The sequence below is a fragment of the Alteromonas sp. LOR genome, from assembly GCF_000753865.1.
Lineage (GTDB): Bacteria > Pseudomonadota > Gammaproteobacteria > Enterobacterales > Alteromonadaceae > Alteromonas.
This window is the reverse complement of the sequence record NZ_JQFW01000002.1, coordinates 46,696-71,869: the sequence shown is the minus strand read 5'-3', so window position 1 is coordinate 71,869 and position 25,174 is coordinate 46,696. Positions and strand designations below refer to the sequence as shown.

22 protein-coding genes are annotated in these 25,174 nt (G+C 44.0%); 6 read left to right on the top strand and 16 right to left on the bottom strand.

Annotated elements, in window-relative coordinates; translation table 11 throughout:
• Positions 1-4 precede the first annotated feature (4 nt).
• Positions 5-586, top strand: a complete 582-nt coding sequence (locus tag JV36_RS0101085; protein WP_032097189.1) for a thymidine kinase — start codon at positions 5-7, stop codon at positions 584-586.
• 173 nt (positions 587-759) lie between these two features.
• Here JV36_RS0101085 and JV36_RS0101080 read toward each other — a convergent pair whose 3' ends face one another.
• From JV36_RS0101080 to JV36_RS0101040, 9 genes are all read right to left on the bottom strand, one after another.
• A complete protein-coding gene (locus tag JV36_RS0101080) occupies positions 760-1,791 on the bottom strand; it encodes a LacI family DNA-binding transcriptional regulator (protein WP_032097190.1) in 1,032 nt (343 codons plus the stop codon).
• Between the two features lie 190 nt (positions 1,792-1,981).
• Entirely contained in the window at positions 1,982-2,611 is a 630-nt protein-coding gene (gene upp / locus JV36_RS0101075; protein ID WP_032097191.1) for a uracil phosphoribosyltransferase, read from the bottom strand.
• Between the two features lie 66 nt (positions 2,612-2,677).
• Complete coding sequence (locus tag JV36_RS0101070) at positions 2,678-2,899, bottom strand: XRE family transcriptional regulator (RefSeq protein ID WP_032097192.1); 222 nt, start codon at positions 2,897-2,899, stop codon at positions 2,678-2,680.
• 442 nt (positions 2,900-3,341) lie between these two features.
• Positions 3,342-3,827 carry a WbuC family cupin fold metalloprotein gene (locus tag JV36_RS0101065; RefSeq protein WP_032097193.1) on the bottom strand — a complete coding sequence of 162 codons (486 nt, stop codon included), beginning with the start codon at positions 3,825-3,827 and terminating at the stop codon, positions 3,342-3,344.
• Between the two features lie 206 nt (positions 3,828-4,033).
• A complete protein-coding gene (locus JV36_RS0101060; RefSeq protein ID WP_032097194.1) occupies positions 4,034-4,573 on the bottom strand; it encodes a DUF2780 domain-containing protein in 540 nt (179 codons plus the stop codon).
• 142 nt (positions 4,574-4,715) lie between these two features.
• Positions 4,716-5,648 carry a hypothetical protein gene (locus JV36_RS0101055; protein WP_032097195.1) on the bottom strand — a complete coding sequence of 311 codons (933 nt, stop codon included), beginning with the start codon at positions 5,646-5,648 and terminating at the stop codon, positions 4,716-4,718.
• A gap of 9 nt (positions 5,649-5,657) precedes the next feature.
• On the bottom strand, positions 5,658-7,931 hold the full coding sequence (locus JV36_RS0101050; RefSeq protein ID WP_052010296.1) for a galactose oxidase early set domain-containing protein: 2,274 nt from the start codon (positions 7,929-7,931) through the stop codon (positions 5,658-5,660).
• Positions 7,932-8,081: 150 nt separating this feature from the next.
• On the bottom strand, positions 8,082-9,083 hold the full coding sequence (gene ylqF, locus JV36_RS0101045) for a ribosome biogenesis GTPase YlqF (protein WP_032097196.1): 1,002 nt from the start codon (positions 9,081-9,083) through the stop codon (positions 8,082-8,084).
• A gap of 111 nt (positions 9,084-9,194) precedes the next feature.
• Entirely contained in the window at positions 9,195-10,007 is an 813-nt protein-coding gene (locus JV36_RS0101040) for a TrmH family RNA methyltransferase (protein WP_032097197.1), read from the bottom strand.
• 365 nt (positions 10,008-10,372) lie between these two features.
• Here JV36_RS0101040 and JV36_RS0101035 point away from each other — a divergent pair, with 365 nt between their 5' ends.
• The 3 genes from JV36_RS0101035 to JV36_RS0101025 all read left to right on the top strand — a co-directional run bounded on the left by JV36_RS0101035 (position 10,373) and on the right by JV36_RS0101025 (position 11,707).
• The gene (locus JV36_RS0101035) at positions 10,373-10,753 is read left to right on the top strand and encodes a hypothetical protein (RefSeq protein WP_200883123.1); all 381 of its coding nucleotides are present in this window, start codon (positions 10,373-10,375) and stop codon (positions 10,751-10,753) included.
• A 30-nt stretch (positions 10,754-10,783) separates the two neighbouring features.
• Positions 10,784-10,975: a hypothetical protein gene (locus tag JV36_RS0101030; RefSeq protein WP_032097198.1), complete on the top strand. Its 192-nt coding sequence runs from the start codon at positions 10,784-10,786 to the stop codon at positions 10,973-10,975.
• Positions 10,976-11,050: 75 nt separating this feature from the next.
• Positions 11,051-11,707, top strand: coding sequence for a crotonase/enoyl-CoA hydratase family protein (locus JV36_RS0101025; protein WP_032097199.1), 657 nt, complete (start codon positions 11,051-11,053; stop codon positions 11,705-11,707).
• Between the two features lie 24 nt (positions 11,708-11,731).
• On the opposite strand, the gene JV36_RS0101020 is transcribed toward JV36_RS0101025, so the two are convergent.
• From JV36_RS0101020 to JV36_RS0101010, 3 genes are all read right to left on the bottom strand, one after another.
• Positions 11,732-14,911: a ligand-binding sensor domain-containing diguanylate cyclase gene (locus tag JV36_RS0101020; protein ID WP_032097200.1), complete on the bottom strand. Its 3,180-nt coding sequence runs from the start codon at positions 14,909-14,911 to the stop codon at positions 11,732-11,734.
• Positions 14,912-15,222: 311 nt separating this feature from the next.
• A complete protein-coding gene (rlmF, locus tag JV36_RS0101015; protein ID WP_032097201.1) occupies positions 15,223-16,224 on the bottom strand; it encodes a 23S rRNA (adenine(1618)-N(6))-methyltransferase RlmF in 1,002 nt (333 codons plus the stop codon).
• A 52-nt stretch (positions 16,225-16,276) separates the two neighbouring features.
• Positions 16,277-17,068 carry a substrate-binding periplasmic protein gene (locus JV36_RS0101010; RefSeq protein WP_032097202.1) on the bottom strand — a complete coding sequence of 264 codons (792 nt, stop codon included), beginning with the start codon at positions 17,066-17,068 and terminating at the stop codon, positions 16,277-16,279.
• Between the two features lie 352 nt (positions 17,069-17,420).
• On the opposite strand from JV36_RS0101010, the gene JV36_RS0101005 reads away from it, so the two are divergent.
• Positions 17,421-18,761: a M24 family metallopeptidase gene (locus tag JV36_RS0101005; RefSeq protein ID WP_032097203.1), complete on the top strand. Its 1,341-nt coding sequence runs from the start codon at positions 17,421-17,423 to the stop codon at positions 18,759-18,761.
• A gap of 202 nt (positions 18,762-18,963) precedes the next feature.
• Here the strand turns inward: JV36_RS0101005 and JV36_RS0101000 are convergent, their stop codons facing one another.
• The 3 genes from JV36_RS0101000 to JV36_RS0100990 all read right to left on the bottom strand — a co-directional run bounded on the left by JV36_RS0101000 (position 18,964) and on the right by JV36_RS0100990 (position 21,955).
• The gene (locus JV36_RS0101000) at positions 18,964-19,431 is read right to left on the bottom strand and encodes a hypothetical protein (protein ID WP_032097204.1); all 468 of its coding nucleotides are present in this window, start codon (positions 19,429-19,431) and stop codon (positions 18,964-18,966) included.
• Between the two features lie 361 nt (positions 19,432-19,792).
• On the bottom strand, positions 19,793-20,905 hold the full coding sequence (locus JV36_RS0100995) for a hypothetical protein (RefSeq protein WP_032097205.1): 1,113 nt from the start codon (positions 20,903-20,905) through the stop codon (positions 19,793-19,795).
• 240 nt (positions 20,906-21,145) lie between these two features.
• Complete coding sequence (locus tag JV36_RS0100990; protein ID WP_032097206.1) at positions 21,146-21,955, bottom strand: PaaX family transcriptional regulator C-terminal domain-containing protein; 810 nt, start codon at positions 21,953-21,955, stop codon at positions 21,146-21,148.
• A 510-nt stretch (positions 21,956-22,465) separates the two neighbouring features.
• Between JV36_RS0100990 and JV36_RS0100985 the strand changes: the two genes are divergently transcribed.
• Positions 22,466-24,127, top strand: a complete 1,662-nt coding sequence (locus JV36_RS0100985) for an acyl-CoA dehydrogenase family protein (RefSeq protein ID WP_032097207.1) — start codon at positions 22,466-22,468, stop codon at positions 24,125-24,127.
• Here JV36_RS0100985 and JV36_RS0100980 read toward each other — a convergent pair.
• Entirely contained in the window at positions 24,124-24,939 is an 816-nt protein-coding gene (locus JV36_RS0100980; protein WP_152561596.1) for a hypothetical protein, read from the bottom strand. The genes JV36_RS0100985 and JV36_RS0100980 overlap by 4 nt on opposite strands.
• Between the last annotated feature and the right edge of the window lie 235 nt (positions 24,940-25,174).

Sequence of the window (25,174 nt, the reverse complement as noted above, 5' to 3'; positions counted from 1 at the left end):
CACCATGGCACAACTTTATTTTTATTACTCTGCGATGAATGCAGGAAAGTCCACTTCTCTTCTCCAATCTGCATATAACTACCGTGAGCGCGGTATGCACTCAATTATTTATACTGCAGGTCTTGATGATCGTTACGGTATTGGAAAAGTCACTTCTCGAATCGGTTTGCAGGCTGATGCAAAACTCTATAGCAAAGACGATGATTTGTTCGCCTCAATTAAGCAAGATGAACAAGAACGTCACCTCGATTGTATTTTTATTGATGAAGCACAATTTCTCACTAAAGAGCAGGTTCGCCAATTGGTCGAAGTGGTTGATGAGCTTGATGTGCCAGTGCTGGCTTACGGTTTGCGCACAGATTTCTTGGGTGAAACCTTTGAGGGCAGTCATTATCTTCTTGCGTGGGCCGATAAACTGTTCGAGCTAAAAACCGTTTGTCATTGCGGTCGAAAAGCGAATTTTGTGGTACGACTGGATGAACAAGGCAACGCTGTTACAGGTGGAGACCAAGTTCAAATAGGTGGAAACGACACCTACGAGTCTATGTGCCGTAAGCACTTCAAAGCACTGGTGTGGAACGCTTAATCTTTTTGAGAAGCTTTTCTTAAGAAGCCTGGTACAGTTTCCCAAGGCTGGGCTTTCGATGCACTGTAGATTGCTTGAGCGTGCAGAAACCGAGAGCTAATTACAATGAGCTTAAATTAGCTACGGTTTATTATATTTAACCTGAATCATGTTTAAGCAGTGGTGCAGGTTATTTAGCTACGAATCGTTTCGCCCAGTTTTAAATCAAAGGGCAGTATTTGCTTGCGTGACTCACCAGAGAGTAACGCATTAGCGGCGGCCTCGCCCTTAGCTACGCTAGACTGACAAACCGTTGTTAAATGCGGCCTAGCTCTATCCGCTTCCTCAATGCCATCAAAACCTGTAATTTTGAGTTCGTTTGGCACATCAATGCCCATCGCTAGCGCGCTGTGCAGCAACTCTAATGCAATGATATCACTCATACATAGCACCGTATTAGGTCGCGGCGAGCTCATAAGCACTTCTTTCGCTGCTTGTCGGGCGTAGCTTCTGTCACTCTCGGGAAGGTGCCAAATCCATTCGTTGTTTATCTCAATGCCTTGCTCTTTCGCAGCTCGCACGTATCCGTCTAAACGACGATGTGAAATTGAACTATTCACATCAATCAACGGACTATCGTAAATTCTGCAGGTGGTAGGTGAGTCAATTAACCGTAAACCAAGTATAGCGACAATGTCATTTTCATCGATTGCAGCTTTGGCAACTTCATACGCCGCGTTTTCGTTATCAATGTTGATTGAAGGCACATCATCAATATCAAAATCCACAGTAATGGCTGGCTTAGACTGGGCTGCAATTTCTTGCGCTAGTTTATAATTTCGCGGTGCGCCATAGCAGATAAACCCATCCACAAAGTCCACTACATCTAAAATACTGTTTGAATCACCTGCGTAGAGAAGAAGGTGCTTGCCCTGTTGCTGTAATGTCGTCGATACGCCTTTTATAAACGTACTGGCTACCGGGTCACTCACCATATAGGCAATGCTGTCTGCAAGTACAAGTGCAACAATGTTTGACGTACCCTTGCGCAAGATTTGTGCGGCCTTGTTCGGCCCTGAATAGCCTATGCGTTCGCACTGCGCGAGTATTTCTTCTCGTTTCCCTTTTGATAATTGATCGGGACGATTGAAGGCATTTGAAATAGTAGCGGTTGATACGCCAAGTTGTTGTGCGACATCTTTAAGCGTTAACTTGGTCTTTTTCATTGTAAGTCACTCACTGTGCGAATCTTAATCGATAACTGCTATGGCGTTGGTATATCACCTTATCGAGCAGGCCTTCGCACAATAATAACATTAACTTAATCGTTTAACCCAAGAAACTTAACGACTTTCTAACGAAAACTTAAATCATCGAGCTAAAACTTAAACAAAAGTAGAAAATGTCAGATGAGTACTATCGCGTACCAAATATTTTGTCTCCAGCATCGCCTAAGCCTGGCAATATATAACCATTCTCATCAAGGCGCTCATCGATAGCTGCAGTAAAAATATCAACATCGGGGTGCTTATCTACTACGCTTTTTATTCCCTCTGGAGCTGCAACGAGAAATAATCCCATTATGTTTTTACAGCCTTTTTCTTTGAGCAAATCGATGGTAGATATCAAGGTGCCGCCAGTGGCCAGCATGGGGTCGACAATAAGTGCCGTCCGCTCATCAATATTTTTTACCACCTTATCGAAGTACGCAACCGGTTGAAGAGTTTCTTCGTCTCGATACAGTCCTACCACACTTATTTTGGCATTAGGGATAAGCTCTAATACCCCTTCTAGCATACCTAAGCCGGCGCGCAAAATTGGTACCACAGTAATTTTTTTGCCTTTGATCTGCTTTACTTCAACTTGGTCGCCAGACCAGCTTTCTATAGTCGCGCGCTCTGTAGGTAGCGTTCGCGTTGCCTCGTAAGTTAAAAGATTACCTACTTCTGACGCCAATTCGCGAAAATCTTTACTGCTAACATTAGCGTTTCGCATTAGCCCCAATTTATGAGCAATAAGGGGGTGCGTAATTTCATGAACAGCCATAACGAGTTCCTAAATAGAAAATTAACATCATACTATAGTAAATGTTATCGCATGCTCTGTCGCGGTTTACGCAACATCCAACGTTCCGCCATCGGGTAAAGTCACCTCTATGGTTAAACTTCCGCCAACGGCAGCTAAATACGCAGCCGCTCGTTGCAAAGACACATCTTGAATGCGCTTAGATTCAAGTTTACTTACCCCCGATGCAGTCACCGATAACGCCATGGCCACCACTTCTTGTTTAACACGATGCTGTTTTCTGATATCGCCTAATGTAAGTTCTTTCATTTGTTTTTTACCGAAAAATTGAGGGCATTAAAAAAGCCCAGTTGGTTCACACCTTCTGGGCTTTTGCAAAACGTTCTTACCTATGCCCAGAAGCGAATACTTGCCCCTGAACAACACGCGTCAGGTGCGGTCAGTAGATAAAATTATAAAAATAAGATAGTGAAACGTTTTGCATGATAATTCTCTTATATCTTTGGGTTTGGCTTTAAAAAACTATTTTATGAATACTCACTTTGCGAGTACTTTTTTGCCACTCAACGAGTTTGTGCCGGCTCGATAAATCTGGGTGTAATCGGCAGCTTGTCTCTATGTTCGCCCAAGCGTATTAGCGGCTTAATTAATACTCATAGTTAAACATACCATCACTGCTGGCAATAACAACTGCTTTCCTAAAAGGAAAGTGGATAACATCGTATTTGGGCAGCTGCGGTTTTTCTGGCACTTAAAATGCTGTACCAATATCAGCGCTTTTTAACTTAGCTAAAAACACAGGAACCTCTGCACTGCCCTCTTCGGGTGACCAAGGTGCAAACCCCTTATCTTCGGTGAGATCGTAAGGGCCTTGCTTTACTTCCATAAATACCACAGGTTCGAAACATACTGTGGCATGCCAGGTGTGCGGCGGAATCTCTAACCCTGAACATTCCCCACCTGCTTCCAATGAAACACGATTGGTCACTATGCCGTGCTCATCAAAAAATAATAGGTCTAAGGCCCCCTCAACCACCATAAAGAACTCCCACTTATGGCGTTGAATATGCTGGTGAGGCCTCACATAAGAATCGGGAAGCATAGCAATGAATAAGCGCTGCACAACATCGTCGTAAGACCGATGTACATTCAGGTTTGCCCGTTTACGCGGGCTCTTTGCAGCCTCATTTTTCAATGTGGCGAAAGCGGCGCGGTCAAATAGTTGCACATTATTCATTGCATTCCCTCGTCGTTGATAGGTCAAAAGAGATAGCTATTGAATTAGCTACTGTATTCGTTGCTCAATGCTACAGTTTGTCATTGTTATAACTTGTCTTACAAAAATAAAAAAACGAGCATTACGCTCGTTCTTTTTTAAACATACTAGAGCACGCATAGCTTTGCACGCGTTAGAATGCGCTTACCTTTGCGAGCGCTAGCTTATTATGCTTTAAACGATGATAATCCATCCATTAGCACGGTCTTGAGCTCTTGCCCTTCTTCCGTATCAAGATAAGTCTTAACGCTTTCAACGATTTTCGTAATTTGCTGGGTATCGAGACCTAGTGAGTCGAATTGCTTTTTCAATTCGTTCATATTAGAAAAAGATTCGCTGTATCCAGCCGCCTTATCCAGTAAACCACCAAGGGAGCCTTTACTGCTCATCTCACTCACATCGGGTGCCGCCGCAAGTAGGCTGTCTAAATTAGGCAGGTTCGATTTAAGCGTGTTGATTTGCTCTGCTGAGATATTTTTTTCAGCATAGCTAAATAACGCCGCTAAACTCCCCTTCACCTGCTCAGAAGTCATACCCGTTGCATCTTCGACTGAGGCCATCATTCCTTCAATTGTTGGGCCCGTCACTTTTTCGCCTTCAGCGGCCAATCCTAAAAAGTCTTTGATTGAATCTAGCCAACCTTCTGCCTGTACCTGTGGTGCAACAACTAGCATTGATGCTAAAGCAAGCGCGTATACACGTTTCATAATTTTTCCCTGATAATTAATATTGCCGATAGGGTAAAACAAAACGCGTAAACACACTATTAGCTTTACGTATGATTTACGTTTAACTTTCTATACGTAACCTCATGGCTTCTTTTTGCACGATTGAGTGCATTTACTAATGCTACCGTTGCGCCACTTCTAACCAACCACCTTCTATATTTTTTACGACTTTATCCGAGTGACAAAAAACGGGAATGGCCCAGCTATCGCCCGTTTCATCAGACTGAATGCGGCTGTCTGGCCACGTGTATGCCGAGTGGGACGACAGTAAAACCCAGCTATTTTTGGTATCAGAAGCCTCTGTATTGTTAGATTCCATATCATTCACCACTGCACCATAGGGCTTTCTTCCCAATGCTTTCCAACCTGTGCTAGCGGTATTAGCTTCAACACCTTTTGGGCTAAATCGAAGCATAGGCTCATCCTGCTTGTCGAGAACCACCATATGATGGTCTCCGGTATAACTCACTCTAATTGCACTATCGACTCCAGGTATGATCATTGCGCTGAGGTTGGCAATAGGCGCAGCACTGTTATCTAACGTTACTACCGTGCGCGTTTCTGGTGGGTTCAGCGATTTGAAATAGCCATCAATCATCTGGCGCTCGCCATCTACTGCTATGCCTATTTGCCACTCATCAGCGTGTTCATCACTTTTAACAAGCCGTTGATCGTACCAGCCATAATAGTTATTTTTACTCACTTGAGTCCATTTTGCCTCTATGTTCCCATCTTTCACCCACTCGGGCAGAGGTCTTGGACCTGCAGTTTGAACTTTGAACCACATAGGATGATCCCAATTTGCAAACACTCCCTGCTGAGTGATGCGAATAAACGGGGTATTGTCCTCTGCGAGAACCTCTAGCCTCCCCTCGCCTGAGTAAGCAATAAGAATTTCGTTGCCCAGTGGTGAGCTTTGTATTTGCGTTACCACATGACTGTTTTTACTTGTTTTTAGCACTGGTTGCCATTCTCCATCCACCTGGCTGCTGCCGTGTGCAGAGATAGTCTGAGAAAATACAATGAGCAATAAACTTATTAGACGTAGTTTCATAATTCCCCCTTATCGACATACGTTAGATAGTGAACCGGTAACGCTAATGGTCTTTGATTCAGACGGAACCAAGTTACCTTCATCATCTCGTGCGTTGACAAACAGCATGTAATCGCCAGGTGGAACAACGGCTTGTTCTTTTGGCATCTGCACTACAATTCTGCCGCTTCTATGACGCACAATGGGTAATTCCACGCTTCGTTGGTCACCATCTATAAGGTGTGTAATATTCGTGCGGCGCACTAGCACAACAGACTCGATACGTTGGTTCATGGTGGTGGTGGCAGCGTCAGTGTTTTTAAGTCCAATTCTGAACCGCTCGCCTATATGTACAGACTTACTTCTTTTCCCAATTGAGGGGCGATCGCCAAACATGTAGGGCGGCTTATAGATTTCAAAAGAAGGGTCACGTCCGTCATTAGGCGAGAAGCCTGGCAAGGTAACGCTATAAGCATAGGCTGTATTAATGGGTGCATGACCACCAATTAACACACTTCCATCAGGCAATAACGCTGCTGAGTTATGATAAGTACGCGGACGGTTTTGTTTTGCAACCTTTCTAAACGTTTCGGTTTCAGGGTCGAATATTTCGGCTTCTAAAATTGGCACGCCAGAACCAGGAAGTACCACCTCGTCTCTGTCTGCACCCGATACCACTAATACTTCACCGGTAGGCAGTAATACACCGGTGCCATACCAGCGTCCTTGCGACAAACTTCCTGTCGAGCGAGAGTCATAGAGCATGGTCTCTCCCTCTATGGTTACTGAGTCAATTCGCGCTAGGTTTGTCCCCAAATAGAGCCCAGGGCTTGTGGCTGCAACGCCGGTTAATACGCCACCAGCGGTTAGAAACTCTGCCTTGCTGTACTTGCCATTTTCATCGGGCTTAAGTGGCATCATCATAGAAAATGTGGAGCCTCTGAAACCTGCGCCTAATACAGACTGCACGTCTGCCAGCTTGTATGGGTCATCAATAATCGGTGCTAGAGCGTCAAAAGGATTGGCAATAAACTCTTCAGTTAAGCCGCTAAGCAGTCCGCTTAGTGATTTATCTGCTTCGGTGTTGGTAATGTTAAGTAGACTGGTTAAATCACTCACGCCCGCTTCGCTTAAATGCAAAGGTAGACCAGCAAACCCTAAGTCGGCCCAGGTTTGCGACTTAGGATCGTAGGCCGCTACAATATTCCAAAGCGCTTGATCGTAGCCTTGCCCGAAGGGATTAAATGCTTGCCCGCCACCGTTGTAAAAAACATGTCCATTGGGCAAAAGATGTAAGCGTGGGTATAGAGGCAATGAACGCTCAGCTAAGGCCCCATTGTCGGTCCACTCTCCACATGAGGTATCGTAGGTTTCAGTTACCGTTACGTTTCTACCCGATGTTTCAGGGCGAGTTAAATACACTGGCTTTACAAGCTTGGTAACACCGCTGGCTACAAGTACGTTACCGTTTGCCAGTGACACCGCGCTTGGATACCAGCGTCCAAAATTCATATCGCCGGTTTTGCGCCAGCTGTTGTCATCAGGATTGAAGATTCGACTATTTTTGAGCCCTTCCAGCTCAGACAAGCCAAAATTAATTGGCTGGCCTAAAAGCTCGGTATTCACTCCAGGCTCATGGTAATAATCCGTGCCGCCAACGGCCATCAGTTCGCCATTTGGCAAGCCTACTAAGTCTGCACAAAAGAGAGCGCCATCATTATTGGTTCTATCGTCGTCCGTGCCCAAATCGATATCAATAGGATTGCCGAGAAAGCCCGAAATATCGCCAATAAGGGTTTCAGAGTCGTTGCCATCAGGGTTGGCACCTGCATCAACAGGAGAAGGGGCAATCCAGCTCGCGCTACCGTTTTTCATCGTCAGCACGCGGGTTTGATCGTTTACAATTGCTGAGCCAATTTCAAGAAGCGCGTTGTATTCAACGTTTTCCGTACCCTCAAGGGCATTAAAATATAAAATTCGGCCATCATTAAGAAGTGCCAAACTTCCCGCCGCAGGTTTACATTTTAATACCCCTTCATCATTCTCTTCGCATTTACCATTGTCGGGATAGTTGTTAAGAGGGTTTTTAATGTTGGTATTGTTTTGATCGGCAAACTCACCAGTCACTAGCGGCTCTTCGAATGGATTAGTAAATACCCCTTTTTGTTTACATATTTGTTCGCTTGCGCATTCAGGGGTGACAATGGGAACCTTTCCTTTATTGCGATCTGCTAGTGCAAAATGGGAGGTAATACTTAAAGAGAGTAGTGTTAATGCGGGTAGGAGTGATGGACGTGTTTTCATTTTTGGCATCCTGTTATTTTAGGTTTACATGCTGTCAAACAACGGCAAAACTCGCCCAGATTGTTAACAGCATGTAAACCAAACGACTCACGTTTCAGGTTGGATGCAAAAAAATAAAAGTTTTTAAAAACGCATTAAAAACAGCTTTGGCTATTTAGACTTTTTCATGCGGCGGCTTTGCTCTTCACGCTTCTCTTCGCGCTTCTCTTTGCGGTCTTTTTTGTCGGGTGTTAAAGAGCCCGTTTTGAATTTCTGCTTACGCTTGGCCTTTGCTTCTGCTTTTTTCTTAGCCGCTTCTTCTATTTCTATTTGTTCTGCCACAAGCATTTCAGGCGTTTCAAGGGTAATGCGACCTAATTTGCCAGACTGAAGTTCTTTTAACAGTATTTCACAGATTTTATGAAGGTTTACGCGCCCACCGGCCATGATGGCACCGCGACTTTTTGCTGCTGCTTCTAAAAACTCAATCTCGGTATCTGGCAGTTCATCAAGCTTATACCGCTCTTTTAAAACGTCAGGGTAAGCCTTTATTAAGTAATCGGCGGCAAAAAAGCCAACATCATCGTATTCCATGGCCGTATTTTTTACTGCACCAGAGGAGGCTAAACGATAGATAGAATGCGGGTTTTCAAGTTTCGGCCACAGCACCCCCGGAGTATCGAACAAAATAATACCGCTTCCTAGATTTATGCGCTGCTGACTTTTCGTGACGGCTGGCTCGTTACCTGTTTTTGCGATAATTCGATCGGCAAGAATGTTAATAAGCGTAGACTTACCAACATTGGGTATACCGGTGATCATCGCTTTAATCACTTTAGCCTGACCATCTTTATGAGAGCATATGCTGCGGATAAGCTGCATAAGTTGCTTACTGTTTCCAGGGTTATCGCTCGATGTGGTAATGGTTTTAACGCCGCGCTCTTTTTCTAAGCTTTCTTGCCAACGGGCCGTTATCTCTGGGTCGGCTAAGTCATACTTATTCAAGATTTTAATACAGGGTTTATCGCCGCGTATCTTGGCAATTTCGGGGTTTTCACTTGAAAAAGGAATTCGTGCATCAAGCACTTCGATAAGTATGTCTACCTGGCTGAGCGACTCTTTTATTTCTTTGAGCGCTTTGTGCATATGACCGGGAAACCACTGAAGAGCCATGCGTTAATCCTATGTGTTTATTGGGGGCTGAAAAAATATAAGTAACAGTGAATGCAAACAAGTCGCTGCAAGCAGCTTAATCAAAAATCGCGGTTGTGCTTTGGCGTTTAGTTAACATGATAGCTCGTAAGCACAAATATTCACCGCACTAGCAAGGTTCAACGAATCTATTTTACCACTGCCCGGTATTGTAAATGCAGTAGCGTTTAGGCGCTTTACATCCTCAGTAGGTACACCACGAGCTTCATTGCCAAAAAGGTAACATTCGAAGTGACCAAAGCTTTTGGATTTTACCTCTTGCCCGTGCATGTCTAAATAAGCGAACTGAGAAAATCGTGATGTTAAACTTTCCAGTGGAACATTAAGCTCCATATCAGCGTGAAAGATTGCCCCCATACTCGACCTCACCACTTTAGAGTTAAATGGGTCCACACTGTTAGGGCTTAGCAACAACTTAAACTGACCAAACCATGCTAGCGTACGCAATATTGTACCAAGGTTGCCGGGGTCTTGTACCTCATAAAGGTAAATACAGCGCTTTGAATTGGCGCTGCTTACCGACTTTTGCATCTGCTCGTCAGCGGGTGCCTCGCGCCGCGGCGCTTCTTCAGATAGCGAATTAGTTACCGAAGGAAGCGGCACCCTAGCGATAATCCCCTGAGGTGATTTTGTATCGCTTATTTGCTGCATTTGCACAGAGGTTACTGTTTGAACCTGGATGACATCATCGCTAAGTAATGGCGCATATTCTGCCTTGGCTTTGTCAAGCCAAGCTTCATACTCTGAAGTAACGTATACCGCCACCGTATTTTTAGGCGCTGACTTCAATAACTCTAAGATCAGATGTTCACCTTCCACCAAATAATAACCGAACTGAGTTCGATACTTTTTTTGGTGTAGCTTTTTTACATCGCTTAGCTTCATTGACTCATGCTCCAGAGTTCATAATAGACACACGGTTTACAATAGGTGCGCCGCTTGTGGGCGCAAGTTTAAGTGATGTGGGTAAAAACTCAAGGTGAGAATGAGGGCACTTTTAAATTTATCTCTCACTTCGCTTCTAAATCCGTTTTTGGTATTCACCTTCTTCATTTCCGTTAAGCCTTACACAAATGTAACCCCGCAAGATGCCTCTTTTTTGTATGCTTCAAACTAGTTGCCCTAACACTTATAACCCTAACACTTATAACCAAAGCGCTTATAACTACAGCGCTCATAACTACAATGCGTATAACTACAATGCTTATAGTTTCAATGTTAAATAATTCTGTGAAAAGTAATCGCCCGCAATGACTGTTCAAACACACTTCCATGCATCGACAACCGCTACCATTAACGCAAAAGATGAAAATTCTGAGCGCGCAATGGCGATAGCCTCATATTTGGAATTCACCACAACCCTATTGCCAACTATGGCTAAGACGGCAAACAAGCTCAATACATGGCCCATACATAACGATCACTGCTTTCAAAGGGTGGTGCTAGACACGATTTGCCAAGCCCCGTGGTATGACGTTATTCCATCTCCGGCTTATAAAAACCTGTCTTTAGAGCAAGCGCGAGCAGCAAAAGCACTTTGCGAAAAGATAGCGAATAACCAAGTGTGCCTAACCACTTTAAATAATAAGTCGAAGGCATGGAGAAACAAGCAAGCTAAGTTCGATTTTTAGGCTTTTTTTTACGTGACGAAGGGGAAAACTATGCCGCAACGAACATCACCAAAAGATGCATCAAGAATTCATCGCGCAGAAGACTTGGAAGACGTAGTAGTCGATAAGCGCGCGCAATGGAGGGCCAATGGTGCAAAGGCTCGACGAAGACAGCGTCGGTACAAGAAGAAAGTGGTTACGTCTTTGGTACAAGACATTTATGAAAATGAAGCATTTGATTAGCAACTCGATGCAACGTATGCTCAATGCAGGTTCTGGTAATACCAGTTTACGTAATTTGTAAAGGGCATAAAACTTATGGCTTTCAATTTTAACATTGAGAACGACATTGCAGTAATCACCTTTGATGACGGCAAAGTGAATGCGGTGGGCTTTGATTTAATAGAGAAATTTAATACTGCACTTGATGAAGCAGAAAAAAGTGCAAATGCTGTGGTATTTCATGGCGGAGAGGGAAAGTTCTGCGGCGGTTTCGACCTTTCTGTGATGAAAGGCGATGACAAAGCCGAGCAGCATAGGCTGGTTCAAGCTGGGGCAGACCTCATAGTTCGTTTGTACGGTTTTCCACTGCCAGTGATCGTTGCGGCAGAGGGCCACAGTATAGCGTTAGGCGCTATCATGCTAATGGCAGCAGACTTGCGTATAGGTAAAGACGGCGGCACAAAATATGGGCTAAACGAAACGGCTATTGGCATGGTGCTGCCCGCTTTTGGTATGGAGCTCGCCAAAGCAAGGTTGGCACTCACATCACAAACCGAAGCGTTACTTTTTTCACGTATATTTGAAGGTAAAGACGCGGTAAAAGCGGGCTTTTTAGACGCTGCTGTACCTCAAGATCAAGTGCTTCGCACTGCCCTTGGTTATGCTGAAAAGCTTAAAATGCTTCCTCGCGCTGCATTTGCCGAATCAAAAATACAGCTTAGAAAAGACACTATTGCTAAGATGAAAGGCTAGCTAGAACATTAAGCAGTGATAACGCTAAATACGCTCTATTGTTAGAGCTGCCTGCTTCTCTGCTTTTTCAATGCCTTCTTTTGACCAATTAAGCCAATCACTTAGCCCTTTGGTTGTGTGAACAAAAGCGGTGCCATTGCGACCGGTTTCTTTTACTCTATACAACGCCAAATCGGTTAACAGCATGGAGTGCTCCCACTGATGGAAATCGGTTTGCGAGTTTTCCCACGGAAGCCAAACCGCACCTATGGACATGGTTAACGGCAAAGGCAGGCCAAGCTTATAATGCAAGTTGGTGAGCGCATCATGAAGCCTGTCGTTAAGCGCTTTAAAGCTTTGCTTTTTGATGGTAGGAACAATGAGTAAGAATTCTTCCCCGCCCCAACGCAACAGACAATCCTCCGGTCGACTAACACTCTCTATGGCATCGGCAACGTACGTCAGCACGCTGTCGCCTTTGTCGTGGCCAAACTCATCATTGATGCGTTTAAAATTATCTAAATCTATAAGAAATAACGCGCAAATATCTTCAGATGCTTCTTTCCCTGTATGTTTGCCATCAGCGTTTCTATAACCAATTTGCCGTGCATTAATAGCGTCGAAGAGCTTGGGTAGATACTCTTTTATCGCTCTTCTATTGCTAAGTCCCGTTAACGGATCGGTATTGGCCACCTGCCTAAGCGCATCATTTTTTTGCTCTAGCTCTTTGTTCACTCTTTCGTAAGCCAAGGTGCGCTCTTCAACCATTTTTTCTAGCATGTCGTTTCTTTTCATCAGTGCTCGCGTACGCACCGAAAACAACAGCCAACCAATCAAGAGAATGACAATTACCGCGATGCCTCGCGCCCACCAGGTTTCCCACCAGTAAGGCGCAACGTTAATTGATAGTGTGGTGGGCGGTAACCACTCATCACTGCCTAGTTTCGCAGATACCTCAAAAACGAATTTCCCCGACGGTAGGTTGGTAAAATAGGCCAGCTCTCGTTGTCCTGCATACACCCAACTGCTGTCGCCCTTGGTAAGCCTATATCGATATTGTGGCACCTCTTCTGCAGCAAATATTGGCTTGGTGTACGCCACTTCTAAGTTACGTTCATTAGTAATTTCGATAACGGAAGAGGCGGAGGTGAAGCGTTCACCATTTTGATATACGCCGGAAATAACCAATGGTGAAATCATGGGCTGGCGCGTGGTGGTGTCAACCGACAGCACGCCTGCTAATGTGGGATAATAAAGGTGGTCGTCAAAAACAACGCCTCGGTTATTTCCCGCGCCATTACAACACCGAATGTCTTTTCTTGACGTAAACGTGCCATCGTCTCTTAGTACGATATGCCGTCGTATTTGCTGTCTATAAAGACCCGATAAGTCCACAGAAAATATACCGCTGGCACCAGAGACCCAAAGTTGATTTGCAGCAATATTTATATTGAACAGATTTTGAAATGGCAGCCCATTTTTAATGGTGTATTGGGTCCACTTCCCTTTTTTATTTTTCTGAAACAGGCCATCGCCGTAGGTAGCAAAAAAGAGGTGACCATTAGGCGACTCAGTAATATTCGATACAAAGGCACTGCTTATGCCAGCCATACTAACTCGTTGCCATTGAGGGCTGCCATTACTATCAACATTGGTACTATTATCAACATTGGCACTGTGTAACCCTGACTCTGTGCCTACCCACAGTGAACCGTTTTTTGCGCGATGAATACTGCGAACAGACTGAGAGGCAAAGTAAGTAACCTCAATAAAACTGTCGTCTTGTTGTTTAAATAGCCCGTTATTTGTCCCTAACCAAAGGGTATTCCCATCTTTATATAGGGTATTTATTTGATAACCTTCAAAACCGCTTACCGACATGACCGCTGATGTTTCAGTATTTACACGGTATAAGCCGTTGCGTGTGCCTACCCACATTGTCCCGTTATCAATCTGTAAACTGTATGCATCGTTTCCATTCAACGCGCTTTGGGGAATAACCACCTGCCACTGCTCATCATCAATGCGCTTATATATCCCCATATTTGAAGCAGCGTACACACTATCGTCAACAAAGAATGACCATGCCCTTGCCTTTGCAAATGACTGACCCGCCGCTTGCCGAGTGATAGCCGATGGCCAAAGCAGTACAAGGCCGTTAGCCTTTGTACCAAGCAATGTAAGCTCATCACTTTGATGCAGCGTGAGCACGTCTTTCACCAAAGACGGCGTCACTACTTGATTCCAAGACACCTCAAGAATGCCCTTAACTGGGCTAACCTCATATGCCTTACCGTCCGTACTAAGTAAAAGTGGAAAACCGTTGTTATTTAACGTTAGTTTGTGTATTTCGTAAGAGGTAACTTGGGGAGCCTCGGTGAGAGAGCAATTGTTTGCTGAGTGCATAAACGAGCGAAGACGTTTGTCTTCAAGAATATAAACACGTTGATTTGCTGCCTGAAGCTGAGAATATTCTCGCTCACGTGTTAGAGGATATTCACAGGTGGCGTTTGTCGCAGCATCAAAGTAAACGAGTGTTTTATCGACGTTTAAAAGCCATATGCTATTACCGTCTACGCTGGCGGCACTGAGCTTTGCCTGCTGCTGTAGCAGCTGTTCTGGGTGTTTTTGCTGTTCTGAAAGCTGCTCGTTTTGCTCTGGGTGCTCACCTTGCTCTAAAGCACTCGAAGCGACTAACTGATTATTTTCTAGTGACCACAGTGACGTCCCGAAAAACCATAATTGCCCGTCTGCAGACTGATCAATATAGGTTATCCTGTCCTGAGACTGTTGAAATTCAACTGCCTTAAACGCGCCCTTAGAATAACTCACTACGCCGCTTGCGGTCGCTATCCATACCTTTCCTGTATTATCTACAAAGAGATACTCAATCCAATTTGAAGGAAGCGAAGGCTCATTGATGGTATTTAAAATTTCAAACTTTCTGCCATCAAACCGAGCCAATCCATTTTCAGTGCCTAACCAAAAAAAACCATCGGTATCTTGGGCAATAGCATGAACTGATATTTGGGGGAGACCATCGGTGACAATGCGCTGTCCTTTTTCCAATGCTTGTGCATTTGATACTTGCCAGCGCTCACTGCGATAATCTTCTGATGCCAACGCATTGATTGATTTTGTGCAAAGCAGAATCACTATCAGCAATAAAAAGGTAACACTATGAAGGTGTATTGAGCGTAAAAGCCCATTTAAACGAGAGAACATCTGGCCCCACTGTAGGCTAACTATCGTAAACGCTAAATAAATAAAAAAGAGTTATGCAAAATTTACTAACTCATATTCTTTGCTAAATAAACCATGTGCTAAATAAAACGTGTGCTGAGTAAACCGTGTGCTAATAAACGAATAATTGTTCACCAGCCTCAGGTTGTCAATCGTAAACGCAGTATGTGGTCTATTTAATTTTCCACTCGCCCGACGTTTTAAGTCTCATGTGTCAAATCTCATATCTCATACCCTAAACCTCGAAAAACGATGCTTCAAACCGGTAGCTACTCGTAGCAACTAAATGGCGGCTATGCAAAGCGCCAGGCAACAAACCGACTTTGTTTATTGCCCTGCCCCATGTTCACTACTCTTACCTGTGTGGCACGGTAATACGCTAGGCTTTTTTCGATAGGCTTTATGTGCTCAGACTTAGACATTAAACACGTAAACCAGGTGACGTTTTGCTTAAATTCAACGCTTTCCTTTATCATTCGTTGAATAAACGCTAATTCACCTCCCTCACACCACAGCTCGTTTGCCTGACCTGCAAAGTTCAAACTCGTCTTAGCATGTGATTTTTTTCCAGCCTCGGCACGGGTATTTTTGCCCGAGCGCTTTGTTCTGTTCGCGGCTAAATTTTTATTTTTACGGGCACTACCGGCAAGCGCATCTTGTACAGATTTATGAAACGGAGGGTTGCACATGGTGAACGTAAAATGGTCATCGTCACCAATTATTCCGGCGAATATGTTGTCAGTTTGCAGCTGTCTTCTTATCTCAATACGCGACTGCAGCGGGCTATTATTTCTCACTATTGCCGACGCATTATCAAAAGCGACTTCATCAATATCGCTTCCTACAAACGACCAATCATAAACTTGCGATCCAATAATGGGATAGATAGCGTTAGCGCCTACACCTATATCAAGCCCTCTCACCTTATTGCCAAGCAGCGCCTTTATGTTATTCACGTTTTTTGATGAACTTACAGTTGTTTGATTGTCGCTCGCATCTCTTTTCAATGGCTCTGGCATCTTTTGAGAATCGACGAGAAGGTCGGCTATACCATGAATATAGTCTGCACGACCCGGAATAGGCGGACAAAGGTAGCCTTTTGGCAGCTGCCACTGATTAACATTGTAATAGTGCGCCAGTAACGCTGAGTTTAATGCAATAACAGCCTCAGGATTAGCAAAATCAATACTTTTTTGGCCACTTTTAGCGAGGATAATATGGGGTTTTAATGGAGAAAATGACGCGCAAAGTGCTGCCATGGGGTATCCATCGTTGTGATAACTGCGAGGATGCATTGTGTTGCTCTTCTAAATAAAGTGCTGATTTGAGGTTTATGGCGCGTTGATATTATTCTTTGACGGGCAGTTCTAAATTGTACTTTTCATACATCGATTGCAAAACGCCATTGCTTCGTAATATTTCAATTTGGTCATCAAAGTGCCGCTTCAACCGCTTTCCTTGTTCATTATAAACAAAAGACCAATACAGCTTGTATCGCCCAATTGTTCTTACTTTCACCAACGAGCCCTGGTCTGTTTGTTCTTTATCCATCAGCGGGATGATAATGCTGCGCAAATCGACGAAGTAATCTACCTTGCCCTTTTTTAGAAGCGCTAATGCTTGCTCTGCACTTTCAACCGAAACGCCTTTCGCACTTTTCGGCAATGCTGCATAAAAAACATCGTCCTCATAACCCGCTCTGTAAGCACCTACGTTAGAGGATAGATAGCCGCTGTTGATGGCTTCATCATTAAGTGAAACAACATTGATGTCTTCGTTAATGACGGGCCACTTAGACTGGTAAAAGGAAGCTGATTTGGGAAGCGAACCGGTAAGGTCTATTTCACCCGTTGCCAGATTTTTGAGTGTTCGTTGCCAGGGAAAATATTCTACACGTAAAGAATACTCAGGCTCTGAGTATATCGCAGACAAAAGCTCGTGATAAAAGCCTGTTCCGTCTCTATCGGTATAATTGGGCCAGACATCAGTTCCCCACTTTACTACTGTCGGTTCTGTTTGTGTTGGCGTTTGTTTTGCCTGTGTATACACATTTTGAGACAGCAATGCTGCCTTTGCCGCCTCTTTTGCTAATGCATAGGCCGGAATAAGTAGGAGAAAAACTAAAACTATCTGTTTCATCTGCAATCACTGTCTAAAACGTGCAATTCAATTCGCTGATGCCGTTTTATGTTAATAGTGTACGGTTAATACTGTGTGTATCCATACTGTGTTTCAATGCTATGTATCAAAGCTATGTATCAATAGTGGGGCTGTTATCACTAATAGCGCTTTTCTAGATGCACTCTTATTACAACCAGAACCCGTTAGAGTTTATCTGTGTAAGGTTAGCACTTATTTAGCCAAATAAATGTTTGTTGTATTAGCAGCCAAATCGGCGCATACCCTTTCATCTTTGACGCAAAAAATACCGCATGCCGATGTAACACAGACTATGCTAAGGTCGTAAATCGTACCACAAAAAAGGAAATTTATGAGAGCGTTATTAATAGGTGTTGTGTTCTTGTCTGCGCTATTTTCGTGCCCATTCGCGTGGTCTCAAGACATATTGTCCATGAAGGAGCGAAGTGATGTCATTGATAACATCATCGCTCAACGTTTTGACACTGTTTTACCTCACATCATGCGACGAGAAAATATCGACATGTGGGTAATTATGTCTCGAGAATACAACGAAGATCCGGTGTTAAAAACAATGCTCCCGTCAACTTGGCTGTCGGCCAGACGACATACTATGTTAGTCATCTATGACCAAGGCGAGGGACAACCCTTAGAGCGATTAGCCGTAGCACGCTATGCGGTTGCTAATAGTTTTGAAAAAGCCTGGGATAAAGAAGAGCAGCCCAATCAATTCAAAGCACTCGCCAACATTATCAAGCAGCGAAACCCTAGCAAGATAGCCATCAATACTTCAGGCGCTTTTGCCCTCGCCGACGGCATGACCTCTACCGAAAAAACCCTATTTATGTCGGCGTTACCGAAAGCCTACAGAAACCGTGTGGTATCTGGCGAGAAGCTATCGATTGGGTGGCTAGAAACACGCAGTGATATGGAAATGGAGTTCTATCCCATACTGACGCAAATCGGCCATAAACTTATTGCCACTGCATTTTCCAATACTGTGATCACACCTGGCGTTACCACCACTGATGATGTTGTGTGGTGGTTGAGAGACCGAACCAACGAGCTAGGTCTTAAAAATTGGTTTCATCCAACCGTGTCAATTCAACGGGCAGACAGCGAAGCTTTTGATCAGATAAAGGCCTTCAGCAAGCGACCAGAGCAAAATATTATTCAACCTGGCGACCTTATTCACGTTGATTTTGGCATTACCTATTTGCGCTTAAATACCGACCAACAGCAGCATGCCTACATTTTAAAACCTGGTGAAACGGATGCGCCTGAGTATCTAAAAGACGCACTTACAAAGGGCAATAGGTTGCAAGATATCTTAACCACTAATTTTCAGAAAGGTCGTTCAGGCAATGAAATTTTAAAGCGCTCTCGAAGCCAAGCCATAGAAGAGAATATAAAGCCCACTATTTATACCCACCCGCTTGGATTACACGGGCATGCAGCAGGACCAACCATTGGTATGTGGGATGCGCAAGAAGGAGTACCCATAAAAGGCGACTATCCTATGTATGAAAATACCGTATATTCGATTGAGCTTAATGCCGCTGTGATGATTGAAGATTGGGGTAAAGAAGTCAGGATTATGCTAGAGGAAGATGCGTTTTTTGACGGTAGTTCGGTGTCTTACTTAGACGGGAGACAAACAGAGTTTCATTTAATTTCTTCTGAAGCTAAGTAAGTACTAAAACGCAACGTTAGCGACTGAGCGTTAATACAACAAGGAAGTAAAACGAGTCAGTAAAACGAAGCCATACGGGCTTGGAGAAGTTAGCCATTCAGGCTTAGAGAAGTAAGTAAAGTGACGGGCCTTTTGCTCTGTAAGCAAAGGGCCCCGAAACTGATATTGCTAATAGCTTTTGTTCGTAACGCTACCCTAACGGTTATTCGTCAGCAGTGCGAACTTCTACATTTTGCGATTTATAGGTACGAACAAAATCAGCGATGTCTTTGCGATTACAAATCACGCTCTCACCTTTCAAACCATATTTAGTTAACGCTTCGTCTTTACCGATGGTGAGTGCTTCTAAACAAGCCTGTGATGCGGCATTGTCATTTTTAGCCACTAGAGCAACTTTCTTGGCATTTTCAGATACCTGATTATTTCTGTACATGAAAGCAAACGTTCTTAATGACTCTCCATTACAACGAACTGATGCACTGAATTCGTCAGAGTCAAAACCATTCGCGCGCACTAAGCGAAGCGCTGGCTGATAGCCTTCATTTGCGGCAGTTAAACACGCTTTTGTTTCGATGTTTTCATCCACAGGCTGTAAGCGAACGTCTTTAGCAAAAGACTGAGTAGCAGCAACAGAGAAAAGAAGTGAGATAGCAAATGTAGACAGTTTCATATGTATTCCTATTTTTGTAACTTAATTAGATATTGCGAAAGCAATGACTACATTATGACCAGTAAAATGGATAAATAAAGCATTTAATGTAATTAAATTACACAAATAAGTATAAAAACATTCAAATTACGTTGATACTGAAAGTAATTTACATAAAAGCATCACGTTTATCGTTTTGTTTACAATTACAGAGGATGGTATTAGGGCGTGTTTTTAGACAAGAAGCTTCGAAACTGAGGCTTGTGCAATTGAGGCTTTTATAGCGAAGATTTTAGGCGCGCCTGCTCTACTGGGAACAAACGCACTTTTTTACGGATAGACTCTTTAATAAAAGGGACGCCTTCAACAGGTTATGTTGAATTTAGCTAATAAGGTCGTGCATCCAGTTCAACGATGGGAGTGGGTTTTCAGGTTGATAGAAAAGACGGTTAAGTCTGCCTAACAAATTTACAGAGTGATTAGGATCTTTATGCTTCATTCTGTGTGTGCTTTCTGTTTGCAAAAATTCCCAAGGTTGTAGATTCAAATGGTCAATCTCTTCTTGGGTAACTCCTAGAGAAGTGAGCGTTGACAAAATCCGCTCGGTCTTGCTTTCTGCAATCGGTATCAACGTATTGCTGTACATGTCTACCAACGGCGCATTAACCGCTTCGAGAGTGTGTTGAATTGCGCTCCACACCATATCGTGATCAAACTGCCACCCTCGTGGTGCATAATATCCCTCTACTTCCCACTCTAGCTCAGCATTGCTCACAGCAATTGAACTATCGGCCTCAGGCGAAAAAGATAAGTCAGGTTTTGCACCAATGTTGTAAGCATCTACGCTCATGGCAATACAAATGATAAGGTCGCCACAGTGTATTTTATCGGTATAAAGCGCCTCAAATGCAGCTCGCTTTACTCCCATCCAACCATGTACTTTTGAGGGTTGCTCTACAAAATGACGAACGTCATTAGGCAAATCTTCGCCATAGCGCTCTATGAGTAATGGCAACGGGTTTTGCTCAGGTGCCTCGTCAGGCATCCACACTTCGTATTCTTGGCGATTGTCAGCTTTTCCTCGACTTTTAATACCGTAAGACAGATTCACTGGACGACAAATACTGCGATCCTCATCTACCTTATGAAAATACTCTGAACGCATTCGCTTTATAAAAGGGGCATCTAAGTTTGCAAGGGCCGCAGTGGGATAACGATACCCAATTTCGCTGTTCTCTACCATTTTGAAAGACGGTATGTGTTTTTCTAGCTTTGCTTTAACACCGCTTAACATTTTCACATTTGGTAACACAATGCTGCGCTCAGGCTCAATGGTCAGCCTTTGCCCATCCTCGGTGATGAACTTTGGCACTTTGTGAAATTCGTAATTCGCAAATCCGAGGGAATCTAACGCGGTATTGCGATACTGAGATAACTCAGTAAATAACGATGTGTGATTTCGAATATGTTTAAACAATGGACGAGATGTGGACATATTTACTCCTTGTAATACGACAACTTATGCAACGGCGACTCGGGAATGCAATGAATAAAATCTAACAAACAAGTAAACAATAGGCGATTGGTGCTCGGTGCTCTTTGTCTCTACTTAAGCGTTAGTTAAGCATTAGATAAGCAGAAGTCATACCATTATTTGTATATCTTAAGCGTTTCCTTTCCTAGCGCTTTCGCGCTGGTTCTTTTGCTATTTTAGCCAAGCAAAGATCAACACGCCCTAGGTATTATCTAATGATAAAAACTGATGCCAAATCTGCGCACCAATATCGTCGTAGTGTTTAACTAGTTCTGCGAACTCTCTTCGCAGCGACTCATTTATCAATGGTGAGGGCAACAGTGGGTCGAACACTAACTGATGAAGTGCATTGTCCCCAATTTCAAACGATTCTTTTGTGGCGTCTTCTAATGACAGCGTTGGCAGGCGATTTAACGATTGTTTTAGTTCAGTAACGCCCAGCTGATAGCGCTGCTCTAACTCTGCGGTATTCCACAATTTACGTGTTCGCAGATGTAGCTTTGAATCTAAATCGAATGCGCAAAACACCACTGCCTGTTGACTTAATCCTAGTACCTGCAGCTTTTCTCTAACCACACCGGCACCACCTTGAATGTTTGCAGGTCTGATGTACATATCAGGAAGCAGCTTTTTCAACCCAAGAATTTTTAATGCACGGTCATTCTGTCTAGCCTGTTTCTTATCACTTTTAGCTAGCATATGCGTGTGCACCACTATCCAATCGCCATTCCAGCTAGGTAGCAATGAAGTTTCCGCATTTCGCCAGCTATTGATCTCTCGCGCAAAATCCACGCCCTCTTTCCCAAGTTGGTAGTAGCCCCTATCGACAAGCGATAACACGCCAGCACTGTGTAAACGATTAATAGTGACTCTGATATTATTTTCAGAGATAGCAAAAAGGCGACCTACACGCACGGCACTTGACGCTGTCATTTTCACCTTTGCTCTAGAGCCTAAAAGCTTGAGCAGCAATTTTCTTGCAGCTGGCTTTTTTGTTTCCGCTTTATTCAAACTGTTTTCCCTTCACTTGCATCTTTCCTTCATATCTTTTACACATCTCTCTCAAACATGCCTCTTGCCAACATCTCATTTAAATCGCTTACCTATACCCAAACTACATCCCAAGTACGTCCACCACAGGTTTTTTCATACCGCTTTTAATACTTAACATCATGTTTTTAAGAAAAAGAATCCCACATTATTATCCTCTTTTTCTGCGTCAAAACAGTTATCTGATAAAGAGCTAGCCATCGGCTCTCCCGTTTTACTGCTGTCCATTTAAAGACTGTCCATTTAACGGTTGCCTGCTTTACGACTGCCCTTTTAACGATAGCTCACTGAACAGCTATCCACTTTGCCGCTTCCCCATTTAACGACAAATTACCGAAGGAAACCCAATAATAAACATTACGCATTTTGACTTATTTTATCGTTTTGTGTAATTTCTTTATTTAACTTCTTTGCTAATTAACTTCTTAGCTAGTTTCTTATTAAAGCGATAGCAACTGACGGGCCAGTAACATGATAGCAACAAACAAATTTCATACCCATGAGGTAGAAAATCAACCTTATGCGCTCTCTGCTTACAACCTTTGGCTCGCTGACCCGCTACTACAAAGTATGGTGAGACAGCACCACCATGCGTCTGTTCCCACACTGCTTGAACAGTTCGGCCAATACAGCGGTCACGTGCAGTTTGAACATGGTGAACTTGCCAACAAAAACAAGCCCGTTTTACACGCGTTTGACCGATATGGACGCAGAACCGACAAAGTAGAATTTCATCCAAGCTATCATGCTCTGATGGGCTCGGCCATGGAGCATCAGGTTCACTCGTATTCGTGGCAAAACAGCTCAGCAAGTGGAGCTCATGTTATTCGCGCGGCCCTGCTTTATATGCATAGCCAGACTGATGCAGGTACTACCTGCCCGCTAACAATGACCCATGCAGCCGTACCTGCTATGAAGTACTCCGAACATCTTCCAAAATATTGGCTCGATAAACTGATAAACGGTGCGTACGACCCGCGAGAACTCCCCGCACTTGAAAAGAACGGCATTACTGTGGGTATGGGCATGACGGAAAAACAAGGAGGCTCCGATGTAAGGCGTAATACTACCAAAGCTGTGCAACACGCTGACGGCAGCTACGCCATTACCGGACATAAATTCTTTTATTCTGCGCCAATGTGTGATGCCCACCTCGTATTGGCTCAGGCAGAAGGCGGACTAAGCTGCTTTCTTCTCCCTAGGATACTTGAAAGTGGAGAACTAAATCATGTTCGCATTCAGCGCCTTAAAGACAAGCTGGGGGATTGGAGCAACGCATCATCCGAAGTAGAATTTCAAGAGGCGACGGCTTATTTACTTGGTGAGGAAGGTCGCGGCGTATCTGTGATCATCGATATGGTATCGCTCACCCGACTCGACTGCATGATTGGCTCTTCCGCTCTTATGAGGCAGGCTCTCGTTCAAGCAACACACCACGTTAGCCACCGAGACGCTTTTGGCAATACGCTTATCAACCAACCTCTTATGCAAAATGTGTTGGCAGATCTCACCATCGAGAGCGCGGCGGCTACAGCGCTGACTATGCGAGTGGCAAAGGCCGTAGATGAAAGCAGCACTACCCCTCATGAGGCTGCTCTTGCTCGTATTAGCACAGCGATTGGCAAATACTGGATTTGTAAACGTACCGCAACATTTGTAAATGAAGCCCAAGAATGTCTCGGTGGTATTGGCTATGTGGAAGAAAACATAATGCCGCGGTTGTACCGCCAAGCGCCCCTAAACTCAATTTGGGAGGGCAGCGGCAATGTGCAGTGTTTGGATGTGTTGCGGGCCATGGCAAAAGAACCAGCTACGCAGAAGGCGTTATTTACGGAACTACAAAGTGCAAAAGGAAAAAATACGCATTTTGATGAGTATGTAGCGCAACTTTTAACTAGTTTTAGCGATACTGCATCGCTGCAAATGCGAAGCCGCTTGTTAACAGAGCAAACTGCGTTAGCGCTGCAGGCTTGTGTACTGCTGAATAACGACGATGCTGAAATACGCAATATTGCTCACAGCTTTTGCGAGAGCAGGCTGGCCGGCCATCATGGTTTGGCATTTGGTACGTTACCGGCCTCTACGCCATGCGAGGAGATTATTACTGCAGGGGCTTTATCACAAAGAAGCTAAGGTGAAAGCCAGAACCCTTGGGATGCCCTATAGTCAGGAGTATCGACAATGGATTTTAGCGCTTCGTTCACATGCTCTATAACGTTTTCTCCCCACGCATTATTGGTACAACCCACCGCACCCGGTATGGGGGTCTCCCCCAACTCTGTGGTGTAGTAATATTGTAGCTTGCTTTTTCCCTCTGTACGAGTGAAGTATGTCAGAATAGCTGGATATTCTAAGGTAAAGTCAACGCGACCATACTCTAATTGGTTGAGTACTCTGGTGGCACTGTCTGCCCCAGCAATTGTTTCAAAACGTGGATTGCCCTTTGCGTTCTCAACTATTGTCTGCACCACATCGGGATATTTTCTTGCTACTGGCTTTGCGAATGTTAATTGAGAGTTCTCCACTAATTGTTTAAAAGAAACTCGACCGTTGCTGTCCAAAAAAGGTGCAATAGTGTCAGGATGAGCAATAACACCAAGAGGTAAATACTCAACATTTGCTTTGGAATACACCCATTTGCTGCTTCGCGATCTTTTAATCAGACAAGGAAAACAAAGGTTAATATCAGCATCAACGCTTTTACTTATTCTCGAATGAGGCATTCGAACTATAGTGTGTTCTGCTTCTGGCAGTTGAGCGATTATCGAGTTTAGCATTACGTCACCAATGCCTTGTGATGCATATTTGCCCTCGAATATATGAAAAGGAGGAGCCGGATTTACCGCCCAGGTTATCGTCACCTTTTCTGTCTTATCCACCTGCATTAACCCGCTACTTGGCGCATCCGCTGCACTGGCTGTGTAGCACATTATAAAAGCAGTCATCGTGAACAGTCGTTTGAACATAAGTTATTTCGTGAAATTGAAAACGGGCGGAGTATCAACGATGTTCATATTTTCAACAATTATGAATTAGTCTAATCATTCACAAGGTCATTTCCATAGATGTTGCCTGTGATATTGCCATTGATATTGCCATTGATCGCGCAATAAGCGATCCTGTGGATAATAAACCGCAAGGGCTTAGGGAGTTAACCAATCATAATCAACTGATTGCAAA